Below are 12944 nucleotides of genomic sequence, written 5' to 3' on the forward strand. Positions count from 1 at the left end.
GCGTTGGCGCGTGCCCCGGTTGAGGCTATGTAGGATCCTTAAATTTATGCCGAGGCTGGGGCGATGCCTGGGCGTGACAGCAGTCCGCACATGAGGCGTCCGGTGACAAGACAGAAGTTCGATAAGAAGTCGGTTGAGTTCGGTGCCGCGGCGTTGATCGCCGTCGCCTTGCTGTTTGGAGGCGTTGCCGGCGCCAGCGCTCAGACTATGGATGCCGCGTTGTCGCGGGCCTATTCGGGCAACCCGACGCTGAATTCGCAGCGCGCTTCGCTGCGGGCGACGAACGAGAACGTGCCGCAGGCGCTCTCCGGCTATCGGCCGAGGATCACGGCCTCCGCGGATATCGGCGCGAGCATTACCGAGGGCGACATTCCCGCCAAGAACACGACGAGCGGCATTCACAACAGCACGCTCAGCCGGCTCGGTCCGCGTGGCGGCGGCGTGCAGATCGACCAGAACATCTTCGACAGCGGCAAGACGCGCAGCTCTGTCAGCCAGGCTGAATCGCTGGTGCTGGGCGCCCGCGCGACGCTGCGCAACACCGAGCAGAACGTCCTGCTCGATGCCGCAACCTCCTATATGAACGTGCTGCGCGACACCGCGATCCTGAATCTCAACCGCAACAACGTCGAGGTTCTGGAGGAGCAGTTGCGCCAGACCCGCGACCGCTTTCAGGTCGGCGAGGTGACGCGTACCGACGTCGCTCAGGCCGAGGCGCGCCTGTCGGCGGCGCAGTCGCAGGCGATTCTCGCCGAATCGAACCTCAAGACCTCGATCGCGCGCTTCCGCCAAAATGTCGGCATCGAGCCCAAGCAGCTCGCGCCGGGACGGCCGATCGAGAATCTGCTGCCGAAAACGCTGCCTGCGGCGCTCAACACCGCGCTGACCGGGCATCCCTCGATCATCGCCTCGCTGCATGGCGTCGATGCCGCCGAATTGCAGGTCAAGGTCACGGAAGCGGACCTCTACCCGACCTTCGGCGTGCGCGGCGTCGTCCAGCAGCGTTATGATTCGACCTATTTCGGCGACAACCGGACCAGCGCCAGCGTCGTCGGTACGCTGACCGTCCCGATCTATGAGGGCGGCCAGGTCTATTCGCGGACGCGGCAGGCCAAGGAGACGGCCGGTCAGCGCCGGATCGATGTCGATACACAGCGCGACACGGTGCGTGCGGCGGTGGTTTCGGCCTGGGGCGGGCTTGAGGCGGCCAAGGCGCAGATCATTGCGGCCCAGGCGCAGGTGCAGGCGGCCGAGACTGCGCTGTCTGGCGTGCGCGAGGAGGCCAAGGTCGGCCAGCGCACTACGCTTGACGTGCTCAATGCGCAGCAGGAGCTCGTCAGCGCCCGCTCGACCCTGGTCACGGCGCAGCGCGACCGCGTCGTCGCCTCCTATTCGGTGCTTTCGGCGGTCGGCCGACTTTCGTCCGAAACGCTGAAACTCAAGACCGAGACCTATGATGCGCGCAAGCATTATGATCAGGTCAAGGGCTTGCTCTGGGGCACCCAGACGCCTGACGGGCGCTGAAGTAGAATAGCATTCGCGCAACAGCGGGCATTTCTCTTGTGGGCGGCTGAAAAGCCGCCTTGCCCGGGCTGCTCTCCGTGAAATACTCAAGGTTGGAGCGGCGTTGATTCTATCGACGCGCCTGGTGTCGAGTGGTCCGGACCCAAGATGAGCGCGCAACCGAAGCCCAGCGAACCGTCGATGGAGGAAATCCTTGCCTCCATTCGCCGGATCATCTCGGATGACGAAGCCAAGCCTGCAGAAGCGCCGCCTCCTGCCGTAACGGACGGGGACGATGAACTGAAGGCGCTGCTCGCTGGCGCGAGCGCCGTGTCGGCGGCCGATGACGACGTGCTCGATCTCGGGGCCGAAGCCAACCTGATCGCCGCGCCCGAACCAGAGCCTGAGCCGCCGGCCGAGGCCCAGGCGCTGGCGGAGTCCAGCGATATCGACTTCCTCGAAGCCGCGGAACCGGCCGCGACAGCCGAGCCGGAACCCATCTTGCCGCAGGCTTCCGTGCCGCCTCCGGCTCCGCCGCCTGCTGTTTCCGCGCCGTCCTTCGACATGGCTCAGTTGCTCTCCGACCAGACGAGTTCGGCGGTCACCAGCGCCTTCGGTCAGCTTGCCCATACAGTTTTGTCCAACAACGCCCGCACGTTGGAGGATCTGGTGAAGGATATGCTGAAGCCGATGCTGAAGAGCTGGCTCGACGACAACCTGCCGACCATGGTCGAGCGGCTGGTGCGCGCCGAGATCGAGCGCGTAGCGCGCGGCGGCCGCAACTAAAGCACGTTTTGGAAATTCCGCGAGCCCTCATCCTGAGGGGCTGGCCCGAAATGAACCAAAGAGTTCAATGGCTCTGTCCAGGCCACCTCCGCGCCGTCATTCCGGACGCAGCGAAGCGGAGGTCCGGAATGACGGTGCAGGGGGATGGTTCAGGAGGCTCCCGAACCCTCCGGAGCATCCTTCGAGACGCCGCTTCGCGGCTGCTCAGGACGAGGGCTGGCATTTCCAAATTGAGCGCTCTCAGCTCCGCGTGGCTCGGGGCTTCCTGGCGGGCACGGTCTGCAACCGCTCGAAAGCGCCTTCCGAGCGCAGCTTCTTATAGATGAGGCTGCCGAGCATCAGGGCCAGCGTCGGCGTGCCGAGCCGCGCGGCCAGCATCGCGATGCCGATGGTGACGGGGCGAGAATAGCGGCCTGATGCCGCTCCGGCCGCGAACCAGGCGCCGAGCGCGTGGACGAAAAACTTCATCGCAATCGTTCCCTTGCTGCAATGGTCACAGGACCACTTTGCGATTGTCGCCGAGATGGGGCTTCGAGCCCGTGATCGCGGCCGCCGCCATCTTCACTGTCGTGACGATCTTGCCGGGACTGTCCCAGAACTCAGCCATGGCGGGCCTGACGCGCAGGACGCGGATATTGGGATCGTCCTTGCTCTCCCAGAACGCCCTCGCAGCGGTTGACCGGAGTTCGCCGATCTTGCGGCGGTCGTCGAGCATGTTGGCCGTGCCGGTCACAGAGACATAGCGATAGCCGGCATTGTCGGCAAAGGTCAGGCAGACATTGTCGTTGATCTCGACCTCGTCGTCCTTGTGATTGCGGGCGTCGGTCAGAAAATAGATCGCATCCTCGTCGCGAGCGGCAAGGGCGCTCATCGGCCGGGAGCGCAACTCGTCGCTCGAACCGTCATGCGTCACCAGCATGCACAGCCCGATATCGTCGATCAGCGTCCAGGCGCGATCCTGGTCGGTTTGATGGCTCATGGAGGATTCTCCTGTCGTTCACGTTCTCAACGGGTGGACGCTGCAACAGTTCCTTCCGCGCCTTTTCGCGATGCCCTGCCGTCTCCATCCTGGGAACGAGAACCTGGGGAACGCGAAGCGCCCTCGTGCGTATCTTGAGCCAAGGCCCCGACCAGATCCTTTCCTCTGCCAGGTCTTTCCTCTGGCAGACAATTTCCTCTGGCAGACCTGCCGCAGATGACCGCATTGAGGATATCGCCATGAAGAAGCCCGCCTCCAGGATCGACCTGACCTCGAACACCAAGACCGAGGTGATCAGCCTGCTGAATGAGCGTCTCGCCGATGGAATCGACCTCGCGCTCGTGACGAAGCAGGCGCATTGGAACCTGAAAGGGCCGGGTTTCATCGGCATCCATTTGATGCTCGACGGCTTCCGCAAGGATCTCGACGAACATGTCGACACGGTCGCCGAGCGCATCGCCCAGCTCGGCGGCATTGCGCTGGGCACCACGCAGACGACCACCTCGGCCACCACGCTGAAAGCCTATCCGACCGACATCATCGCGGTCGGCGATCATCTCGCCGCGCTGATCGAGCGCTATGCCGCGACCGCCAATCTGGTACGCGCGGCTGTCGATAAGACCGACGAGGCGGGCGACGCCGGCACCGCCGATCTGCTGACCGCCTATTCGCGTATGCTCGACAAGGCTTTATGGTTCCTGCAATCTAATGCTGCGGGCTGATGCGGCTCGTGATCGATCGAAGATACTGACGCGCAGGCCTTGCTTGACGCGTAGGCCTTGCTTGGGCTCTTAAGTCCTTCGACCTTTTTGGCCTTTGATTTTCACGGCCGGGGCGTGCTCCCCGGCCTTTTTGCGTTCGAGCGAAGCGATGATGGACAAGACATTCGAGCCGGCGACCGTCGAGGCGCGCGTCAGCGCGGCATGGGAGAAGGCCGACGCCTTCAAGGCCGGGCGCGGAGCTGCGCCCGGCGCCGAGCCCTATTGCATCGTGATTCCGCCGCCCAACGTCACCGGCTCCTTGCATATGGGCCATGCGCTCAACAACACGCTGCAGGATGCCCTCTGCCGTTTCGAGCGCATGCGCGGCAAGGACGTGCTCTGGCAGCCGGGCACCGACCATGCCGGCATCGCCACGCAGATGGTGGTCGAGCGCAAGCTGTCAGCCGAGCGCAATATCTCCCGCCGCGACATGACCCGCGAGGACTTCCTGAACGAGGTCTGGGCCTGGAAGGCCGAATCCGGCGGCACGATCGTCAACCAGCTGAAGCGCCTGGGCGCTTCCTGCGACTGGTCACGCGAGCGTTTCACCATGGATGAGGGCCTGAGCCAGGCCGTGCTCAAGGTTTTTGTGGCCTTGCACAAGCAGGGCCTGATCTATCGCGCCAAGCGCCTGGTGAACTGGGATCCGAAGTTCCAGACCGCGATCTCCGATCTCGAGGTCGTCCAGGTCGAGAAATCCGGGTCGTTCAAATGGGAGCGGGGCGGGGAGGAGGCCTTCGATTCCACCAAGCTGGAGAAGGTGCTGAACCGCGATCCGGGCGGGCATCTCTACTATTTCAACTACCCGCTCGAAAGTGTGACTTACGATGCTGACGACGCCTCGACCTTCATCACGGTGGCGACGACGCGGCCCGAGACCATGCTGGGCGACACCGGCGTCGCGGTTCATCCCGAGAACGAAAAGCTCGGCCATTTGATCGGCAAGAATGTGGTGCTGCCGCTGGTTGGGCGCATCATCCCGATCTTCGGGGACGACTACGCCGATCCGGAGAAGGGCACGGGCGCGGTCAAGATCACCCCGGCGCATGACTTCAACGATTTCGAGGTCGGCAAGCGCCACAAGCTCGACGTCGTCAACATCCTCGATGGCGAGGCCAGGATCCTGCTTGCCGACAATGCCGATTTCCTCGCCGGCTCAGTGCCGGAGGGCGAGACGCTGGCGCTGCACGGCCTCGACCGCTTCGCCGCGCGCAAGCGCGTCGTCGCGCTGATGGCCGAACGCGGCTTTCTCGCCAAGATCGAGCCACATGGCCACACCGTGCCGCATGGCGACCGCTCGGATGTCGTGATCGAGCCCTGGCTGACCGACCAATGGTATGTCGACGTCAAGCCATTGGCGCAGCGCTCGCTGAAGGCGGTCCGCGACGGGCGCACCAAGTTCACGCCGGAAAGCTGGACCAAGGTCTATTACGACTGGCTGGAGAACATCGAGCCCTGGTGCGTCTCGCGCCAGCTCTGGTGGGGCCATCAGATTCCGGTCTGGTACGGGCCCGATGGTGAGGTTTTCGTGGCGGAATCGGAGGTCGAGGCGCAAGCGCTGGCGCTCGGCCATTATGGCGGCACGGTCGAGCTCACCCGTGACGAGGACGTGCTCGACACCTGGTTCTCTTCGGCGCTGTGGCCGTTCTCGACCCTGGGTTGGCCCGAGGACACCGCCGAGCTCAAGCGCTATTACCCGACCGCGACGCTCGTCACCGCCTTCGACATCATCTTCTTCTGGGTCGCCCGGATGATGATGATGGGCCTCAACTTCATGGATGAGGTGCCGTTCAAGGACGTCTACATCCACGCCATCGTTCGCGACGAGAAGGGCGCGAAGATGTCGAAGTCGAAGGGCAACGTCATCGACCCGCTGACGATCGTCGATCAGTACGGGGCAGATGCCTTGCGCTTCACCTTGGCCGCGATGGCGGCGCAGGGGCGCGACATCAAGCTTTCGACCGCGCGTGTCGAGGGCTACCGCAACTTCGCGACGAAGATCTGGAATGCGGCGCGCTTCGCCGAATTGAACGGCTGCGCCCGGGCGGAGGGTTTCGACCCGGCCAAGGTGAAGCAGCCGCTCAACCGCTGGATCCTGAGCGAGGCGGCGCGCGCTGCCGATGAGATCGCGGCCGGCATTCCAAGCTTCAAGTTCAACGAAGCGGCGGCTGCGGCCTATCGCTTCACCTGGGGCCAGTTCTGCGACTGGTATCTCGAACTCGCCAAGCCTGTGCTGCAGGGCGAGGGCGTCGATCCCGCCGAGAAGGCCGAGACGCAAGCGACTGTCGCGCATGTCATCGACCTGATCTGCCAGTTGCTGCACCCCTTCATGCCCTTCCTCACCGAGGAGCTCTGGGCGCAGAAGGCGGGCGAGGGCGCTCCGCGCAAACTCGCTTCGGGTGACGACGCGCTGGTCTGCCTGACGCATTGGCCCGATCTCGCGGCGCTGCGCGATGCGGCGGCCGAGGCCGAGATCGGCTTCGTCGTCGATCTGATCTCGGACATCCGCTCGGTGCGCTCGGAGGTCAATGTGCCGGCGGGCACGCAGGCGCCGCTCGTGCTGGTCAAGGCCTCCGCCGCGACGCGGGCGACGATCGAGAGCTGGCGGCCGATGATCGAGCGCTTGGCGCGCATTTCCGAGATCGCCTTCGCGGAGACCGCGCCGGCGCAATCGGCGCAGATCATCGTGCGCGGCGAGGTCGCGGCGCTGCCGCTTGCCGGCATCATCGATCTCGATGTCGAGCGGGTGCGCCTGAGCAAGGAGATGGCCAAGCTCGACCAGGACATCGCAGTGGTCGACAAGAAGCTCGGTAATCCCGACTTCATGGCCCGCGCGCCCGAGGAGGTCGTCGAGGAGAACCGCGAGCGCAAGGCCGCTGCCGAAGCACGCAAGCTCAAGATCGCCGAGGCGCTGACGCGGCTGTCATAGGCTTGCCGCGAAGGGGCGGGTAGTCTCCGGCGCGATTCTCCGGGGGCAGCCATGTTTCGTCTCGATTCTTTCGGTCGGCTCGACCCAGACGACTTCGTCACGGCCGCCGGCACGCCCTCGCGCCGGCTGCTGCTGAAGGGGTTGGCGGCGTCCGGCCTGTTGCTGGCGAGCGAGCCTGTGCTTGCGCAGCGCCTCTGGACCAATCCTGTCTTCAAGGCCGATCCGTTTTCGCTCGGCATCGCGTCGGGTGATCCCGCTGCGGACGGCTTCGTGATCTGGACCCGGCTCGCGCCCGAGCCATTGGCCGAGCATGGCGGCATGCCGATGAGCGCCGTCGAGGTAGCCTGGGAGGTTGCCGCCGACGAGGCCTTCGCACAGGTCATTCAGCACGGCACAGGCCTGGCGCGGCCGGAACTCGGCCATGCCGTCCATGTCGAGGTCGTGGGGCTTGTGCCGGACAGAGCTTATTTCTACCGCTTCAGCTGTGGTGGGGTGCGAAGCGCGGTCGGACGCGGCCGGACCTTTCCTCCTGCGGGCTCTGCCGTGGCGCGCATGGATTTCGGCGTGCTCGGCTGCCAGCGCTATGAGGACGGCTTCTTCACCGCCTTCCGCCATGCCGCGGCGGAGCGCTTCGATTTCATCTTCCACTACGGCGACTACATCTACGAATATCGGACCATCCGCCCGGGCGACCGCCAGTTGCCCGTAGCGCGCATGATGCCCGGCGAGCCCGATGAGATCTACGCGCTCGGCGACTACCGCCGCCGCTATGCGCTCTACAAGCTCGACGCCGACCTCCAGGCGGCACATGCCTCGGCGCCTTGGCTCGTCTCCTTCGACGACCATGAGGTCGACAATAATTGGGCCGGCCTCGTCTCCGAGGAGCAGGGTGTTCCGCCCGAGATCTTCGCCTTGCGCCGTGCCGCCGCCTTCCAGGCCTGGTATGAGCACATGCCGCTGCGCCGCTCGGCCATTCCCAATGGGCCCAACATCCAGGCTTATCGCCGTTTTCGCTATGGCGACCTCGCCCAGATCGAGGTGCTCGACACCCGCCAGTTCCGCTCCGACCAGCCCTGTGGCGATGGCTGGCAGAGCCATTGCGCGGATGCACGGAGGCCCGAGAACACGATGCTGGGGGCTGCGCAGGAGGCCTGGCTGGGTGAAGGCCTGCGAGCCTCCCGCGCTCGCTGGAACGTGCTGGCGCAGCAGGTCATGATGATGCGTCTCGATCGCGAGGCCGATCCTGGCGCTTCAAGCGTCCATATGGACAAATGGGATGGCGCAGTAGCGGCCCGCCAGCGTGTGTTCGACAGCCTGAGCGAGGCCCGCATCGCCAATGCCGTGGTGCTGACCGGCGACATTCACCAGAACTGGGCCGGTGAGCTCAAGGCGAATTTCGACGATCCGGCTTCGAAAGCGGTCGGTGTCGAATTCGTCGCGACTTCGATCAGCTCGGGCGGTGACGGTGCGGTGATGAACAGGAGCGGCGAGACCAGGCTCAGGAAGAACCCGCATCTGCGCTATTTCAACAACCAGCGCGGCTATATGCGCCATTCCGTCACGAATGAGCGCTGGCAGGCCGACTACCGTGTGCTCGACAGGGTGACGACTGCTGGCGCGCCCGTCACGACGGCGGCGAGTTTCGTGGTCGAGGCGGGAAAGCCCGGGCTGAAGCCGGCGTGAGAGCGACAGCTGCCGCCGCGCGGTCATGAAGCCGTCTTCAAATTGACGTTACCGCAAGACAACTCTGGCAATCTTCCGCGGACAGGCTTAGATGCGCGCCGGGCGCAAGCCCGCCATGCGCTCGATGCCGTCATTAACCCAGGACCGGTTGCTCTTACGCCATGCTCAAACGAGCCTATGACTGGTGCGTTTCCTATGCGTCCCACCCCGCCGCTCCCTGGCTCCTCTTCGCGCTGACTTTCGTCGAAAGTTCCGTCAGCCCGCTGCCGCCGATCCCGCTCTTGCTGCCAATGTGCATCGCCAGGCCCGATCGCGCCTGGTTCTATGCCGGCGTCTGTTCGCTCGGCGCGGTGCTGGGCGGCTATCTCGGCTACGCCATCGGCGCGCTGCTCTACGATTCCGTCGGTTCCTGGCTGATCGGCATCTACGGCCTGCAGGACAAGGCCGCCCAGTTGATCTCGACCTCGCAGGACTACTGGTTCTGGGTGCTGGTCACCAAGGGGCTGACTCCGATCCCGTTCAAGATCGTCACGATCATGTCGGGCTTCCTGCATTTCGACATCTGGAAGTTCACCATCGGCATGGTGGTCTCGCGCGTCACCTTCTTCATGATGATCGCGCTGGCGCTGCGCTTCTATGGCGACGACATCCGTATCTTCATCGAGAAGCACCTGCCGCTGGTGGCGCTGTCGCTGCTCGTCATCGTGGTCGGCGGTTTCTTCGTCCTGCCGCTGGTGCTCTGAGGCGGCGGGACCGGCCCGCCAGAGCAGGATGCGAAAAAGTGGGCACCGGTTTTTCGCATGAGCAATGCTCTGAACTTTTAGGATCGATCACGTCGCCTTCGGACGTTTCCGTCCGAAGGCGACGTGATCGAGGCATGAATCGCGACAGCGCAAAAGGTTCCCGCCTTCGAGAGTTGGCCGTGAATTTGTGGCGCCGCTGCAACACTGCTCCCGCATCGCGTGACGACGGCCCCGGACTGGCCCAATTGCCGCGAAGCCGCCACAAAGCGCGCTCAGCAGAGGTCTCCGATAAGTCACTGAGATATAGAAGAATTAAAGTGCGATCTGCACGGCCGAGAGAGGCTTTCGCCCTTACGGTACGCAGGCAGGACAACGTTGCACCCCGCTCGGGCTGCGTGGCACATCTGCCACGCGCCTAAAGCGCAGGGTGGAACGAGGAAAAAAGACCATGGACGTGCGTGTGTTCGATAAATCGAAACTCCCCAGCCGCCACGTCAGCGTCGGCCCGGCTCGTGCGCCGCATCGCTCCTATTACTACGCCATGGGCATGACGGCCCGCCAGATCGCCCAGCCCTTCGTCGGTGTCGCCTCCTGCTGGAACGAAGCTGCGCCCTGCAACATCTCGCTGATGCGCCAGGCTCAGGCCGTCAAGAAGGGCGTCGCCTCGGCCAATGGCACGCCGCGCGAGTTCTGCACCATCAGCGTCACCGACGGCATCGCCATGGGCCACCAGGGCATGAAGTCCTCGCTCGCCTCGCGCGAATGCATCGCCGACTCGGTCGAGCTGACCATGCGCGGCCATTGCTATGACGCGCTCGTCGGCCTGGCCGGTTGCGACAAGTCGCTGCCGGGCATGATGATGGCGATGGTGCGCCTGAACGTGCCCTCGATCTTCATCTATGGCGGCTCGATCATGCCCGGCGTCTTCAAGGGCAAGCCGGTCACGGTGCAGGACGTGTTCGAGGCCGTCGGCAAGCATTCGGTTGGTGCGATGTCGGACGAGGATCTGAAGGAGCTGGAGGAGGTCGCCTGTCCGTCCTCGGGCTCCTGCGGCGCACAGTTCACCGCCAACACCATGGCGACCGTCGCCGAAGCGATCGGCCTGGCGCTGCCCTATTCCTGCGGCGCGCCGGCGCCCTACGACATGCGCGACAGCTTCTGCTACACCGCCGGCGAGATGGTGATGGAGCTGATCGCCCGCAACATCCGCCCGCGCGACATCGTCACCCGCAAGGCGCTGGAGAACGCCGCGACCGTCGTCGCGGCTTCGGGCGGCTCGACCAATGGCGCGCTCCACCTGCCGGCGATCGCGCATGAATGCGGCATCGATTTCGATCTCTTCGCCGTGGCCGAGATCTTCAAGAAGACGCCCTATATTGCCGATCTGAAGCCCGGCGGAAAATACGTCGCGAAAGATATGTTCGAGGTCGGCGGCATCCCGCTCCTGATGAAGACCCTGCTCGACCATGGCTATCTGCATGGCGACTGCATGACCGTGACCGGCCGCACCATCGCCGAGAACCTCGCCTCGGTGAAATGGAACGACGAGCAGGACGTCGTGCGCGCTGCGAACAAGCCGCTTTCGCCCAATGGTGGCGTGGTCGGCCTCCAGGGCAACCTCGCTCCCGAGGGTGCGATCGTGAAGATCGCCGGCATGACGACCGAGCAATTGACCTTCACCGGCCCGGCGCGCTGCTTCGACCGCGAGGAAGACGCTTTCGCCGCCGTCACCAACCGCGACTACAAGGTCGGCGACGTGCTGGTCATCCGCTACGAAGGGCCCAAGGGCGGCCCCGGCATGCGCGAGATGCTGGCGACCACGGCGGCGCTCTATGGCCAGGGCATGGGCGACAAGGTCGCGCTGATCACGGATGGCCGTTTCTCCGGCGCGACGCGTGGTTTCTGCGTCGGCCATGTCGGTCCGGAGGCAGCTGTCGGCGGCCCGATCGCGCTCATCCGCGATGGCGACATCATCGAGCTCGACGCAGTCACAGGAAAGCTCGCTTGCCGCCTTTCTGATGCCGAACTTGAGTCGCGTCGTAAGGCTTGGACACCGCGCAAGACCGACTACGCATCGGGCGCGCTGTGGAAATACGCCCAGACGGTCGGCTCTGCGAAGGGTGGGGCCGTCACCCACCCGGGAGGGGCGGCCGAGACCCATTGCTATGCGGATATTTGACGCGACATTTGCAGCATTGTTCCTGATCCTGGGTGGCCAACAGGCCGCCTGGGCGCAGGATCTCGCGCCTATGCGCGGGCCGATTCCGCCGCGTCCGATTCCGGGCGTGATGCTGCCCGAGCCCGATCTTGCTCCGCCCGCACCGCCTGCTCCCAGCGTGCGGCCGATCGCGCCCGCGCCGAGCGGCCCGGCAGCACATACGGCCCTGCCGATCGCCCCCTTCAGCAACGCCCGTGACGCGATCCGGGCCTGGATGCGTGACTCGACCGCCGGCGACCAGGTCGGCGCCGTGCGCGCGCTCGAATACGCCGCCTCCCAGGGCCATCTCACGGCGCAGTTCAAGCTCGGCCGGATGTATGCCGGCGGCGATGGCGTGCCGGCCAATGATCTCAAGGCGTTCGAGTATTTCTCGAAGATCGCGGACGAGAATGCCGATGCTATTCCCGGCACGGCCGACGGTCGCATCGTCAGCGGCGCTTTTGTGGCGCTCGGCGGCTACTTCGTCGACGGCATCAAGGGCAGCTATGTGAAGCCCAATGCCGATCGCGCCTTCGACATGTTCCACTATGCCGCCTCCTATTTCGGCGACCCGGAAGGCCAGTACAACCTCGCCCGGCTCTACATGAACGGGCAGGGCACCAATCGCGATGCACGCCAGGCCGCACGCTGGATGAAGCTCGCCGCCGAGAAGGGCCATGCCCCGGCCCGCGCCGTCTTCGGCGACATGCTGATCCGTGGCGCCGACGGCGTGCCGCGCGCGCCGGTGGTGGGGTTGATGTGGCTCTCGCTGGCGCGCGACAGCGCCGATGCCGCGCGCGAGGCCTGGATCATCGAGCGCTGCGAGACTGCTTTCGCTGCCGCCTCGCCTGCGGATCGCAGTGCGGCGCTCGCCATGGTCGAGCGCCAGCAATTCGCAAGTCGCGGCACGTCACAGCGCTGAGCCCAGCGACTGCATCCGACATCACGATCCCGGCGTAATTGGAGCAGACCCACAGGGAGCCTGCGCCATGCATCATGCCGTGCCCTTCAGCCTCATCGCGATCATGTTCACGGCCGCCGGCGCTGCTGCGCGGGATGATTTCGAGCGCTGGGCTCCGCTCAAAGACCCGTTCCCGAGCACGGGTGGCGGCGGCATCATGATCCACGACTACGACCCGGTCGTCGCGGACGGCAAATGCACCACGAATTTCCGGGCGATCGAGCCCAATGGCACGGTCTATCGCAATGCGATCACCTTCGAGGCGGTGGAGACGCAAGGCGGCGTGCTCTGCACCAACGGCAGCTGGCGGTCGCTTGATGGCGCAGCGACCGGCACGACGCCGTTTCAGGTGTTCATCAAGGGCGGCGTGAAGCGGGGCTCGGCGGAGTGAACCCTATCGCT

Annotated in this window: 11 protein-coding genes; 9 read left to right on the forward strand and 2 right to left on the reverse strand. The window is 64.9% G+C overall.

The genetic code is table 11. The features are described from left to right. The first annotated feature begins 90 nt into the window (after positions 1 to 90). Together ACSQ3P_RS03555 and ACSQ3P_RS03560 are read left to right on the forward strand one after the other, a co-directional pair. The gene (locus tag ACSQ3P_RS03555; protein WP_436164254.1) at positions 91 to 1524 is read left to right on the forward strand and encodes a TolC family outer membrane protein; all 1434 of its coding nucleotides are present in this window, start codon (positions 91 to 93) and stop codon (positions 1522 to 1524) included. A 543-nt stretch (positions 1525 to 2067) separates the two neighbouring features. Further along, complete coding sequence (locus ACSQ3P_RS03560; RefSeq protein WP_436165156.1) at positions 2068 to 2289, forward strand: PopZ family protein; 222 nt, start codon at positions 2068 to 2070, stop codon at positions 2287 to 2289. 240 nt (positions 2290 to 2529) lie between these two features. On the opposite strand, the gene ACSQ3P_RS03565 is transcribed toward ACSQ3P_RS03560, so the two are convergent. Together ACSQ3P_RS03565 and ACSQ3P_RS03570 are read right to left on the reverse strand one after the other, a co-directional pair. Continuing rightward, on the reverse strand, positions 2530 to 2757 hold the full coding sequence (locus ACSQ3P_RS03565) for a hypothetical protein (RefSeq protein ID WP_436164255.1): 228 nt from the start codon (positions 2755 to 2757) through the stop codon (positions 2530 to 2532). A 25-nt stretch (positions 2758 to 2782) separates the two neighbouring features. Continuing rightward, a complete protein-coding gene (locus ACSQ3P_RS03570; RefSeq protein WP_436164256.1) occupies positions 2783 to 3268 on the reverse strand; it encodes a pyridoxamine 5'-phosphate oxidase family protein in 486 nt (161 codons plus the stop codon). Positions 3269 to 3507: 239 nt separating this feature from the next. Here ACSQ3P_RS03570 and dps point away from each other — a divergent pair, with 239 nt between their 5' ends. From dps to ACSQ3P_RS03605, 7 genes are all read left to right on the forward strand, one after another. Beyond that, a complete protein-coding gene (gene dps, locus ACSQ3P_RS03575) occupies positions 3508 to 3990 on the forward strand; it encodes a DNA starvation/stationary phase protection protein Dps (RefSeq protein ID WP_436164257.1) in 483 nt (160 codons plus the stop codon). 148 nt (positions 3991 to 4138) lie between these two features. Then, a complete protein-coding gene (locus tag ACSQ3P_RS03580) occupies positions 4139 to 6958 on the forward strand; it encodes a valine--tRNA ligase (protein ID WP_436164258.1) in 2820 nt (939 codons plus the stop codon). 51 nt (positions 6959 to 7009) lie between these two features. Next, positions 7010 to 8641, forward strand: a complete 1632-nt coding sequence (locus ACSQ3P_RS03585) for an alkaline phosphatase D family protein (RefSeq protein WP_436164259.1) — start codon at positions 7010 to 7012, stop codon at positions 8639 to 8641. A gap of 161 nt (positions 8642 to 8802) precedes the next feature. Beyond that, the gene (locus ACSQ3P_RS03590) at positions 8803 to 9384 is read left to right on the forward strand and encodes a YqaA family protein (protein ID WP_436164260.1); all 582 of its coding nucleotides are present in this window, start codon (positions 8803 to 8805) and stop codon (positions 9382 to 9384) included. A 448-nt stretch (positions 9385 to 9832) separates the two neighbouring features. Further along, positions 9833 to 11563, forward strand: a complete 1731-nt coding sequence (gene ilvD / locus ACSQ3P_RS03595; protein WP_069691866.1) for a dihydroxy-acid dehydratase — start codon at positions 9833 to 9835, stop codon at positions 11561 to 11563. 70 nt (positions 11564 to 11633) lie between these two features. Further along, the gene (locus tag ACSQ3P_RS03600) at positions 11634 to 12503 is read left to right on the forward strand and encodes a tetratricopeptide repeat protein (RefSeq protein WP_436164261.1); all 870 of its coding nucleotides are present in this window, start codon (positions 11634 to 11636) and stop codon (positions 12501 to 12503) included. Between the two features lie 67 nt (positions 12504 to 12570). After that, a complete protein-coding gene (locus ACSQ3P_RS03605; protein ID WP_436164262.1) occupies positions 12571 to 12933 on the forward strand; it encodes a hypothetical protein in 363 nt (120 codons plus the stop codon). Positions 12934 to 12944: the final 11 nt, after the last annotated feature.

This window comes from Allobosea sp. LjRoot9 (genome assembly GCF_964252745.1).
In the GTDB taxonomy this organism is placed as follows: Bacteria; Pseudomonadota; Alphaproteobacteria; order Rhizobiales; family Beijerinckiaceae; genus Allobosea.

Coding starts and splice junctions, on each gene's coding strand:
- ACSQ3P_RS03600 (WP_436164261.1), top strand. CDS start 11,634: ATGCGCGGGCCGATTCCGCCGCGTCCGATTCCGGGCGTGATGCTGCCC.
- ACSQ3P_RS03555 (WP_436164254.1), top strand. CDS start 91: ATGAGGCGTCCGGTGACAAGACAGAAGTTCGATAAGAAGTCGGTTGAG.
- dps (WP_436164257.1), top strand. CDS start 3,508: ATGAAGAAGCCCGCCTCCAGGATCGACCTGACCTCGAACACCAAGACC.
- ACSQ3P_RS03565 (WP_436164255.1), bottom strand. CDS start 2,757: ATGAAGTTTTTCGTCCACGCGCTCGGCGCCTGGTTCGCGGCCGGAGCG.
- ACSQ3P_RS03560 (WP_436165156.1), top strand. CDS start 2,068: ATGGCTCAGTTGCTCTCCGACCAGACGAGTTCGGCGGTCACCAGCGCC.
- ACSQ3P_RS03590 (WP_436164260.1), top strand. CDS start 8,803: ATGCTCAAACGAGCCTATGACTGGTGCGTTTCCTATGCGTCCCACCCC.
- ACSQ3P_RS03605 (WP_436164262.1), top strand. CDS start 12,571: ATGCATCATGCCGTGCCCTTCAGCCTCATCGCGATCATGTTCACGGCC.
- ACSQ3P_RS03570 (WP_436164256.1), bottom strand. CDS start 3,268: ATGAGCCATCAAACCGACCAGGATCGCGCCTGGACGCTGATCGACGAT.
- ACSQ3P_RS03585 (WP_436164259.1), top strand. CDS start 7,010: ATGTTTCGTCTCGATTCTTTCGGTCGGCTCGACCCAGACGACTTCGTC.
- ilvD (WP_069691866.1), top strand. CDS start 9,833: ATGGACGTGCGTGTGTTCGATAAATCGAAACTCCCCAGCCGCCACGTC.
- ACSQ3P_RS03580 (WP_436164258.1), top strand. CDS start 4,139: ATGATGGACAAGACATTCGAGCCGGCGACCGTCGAGGCGCGCGTCAGC.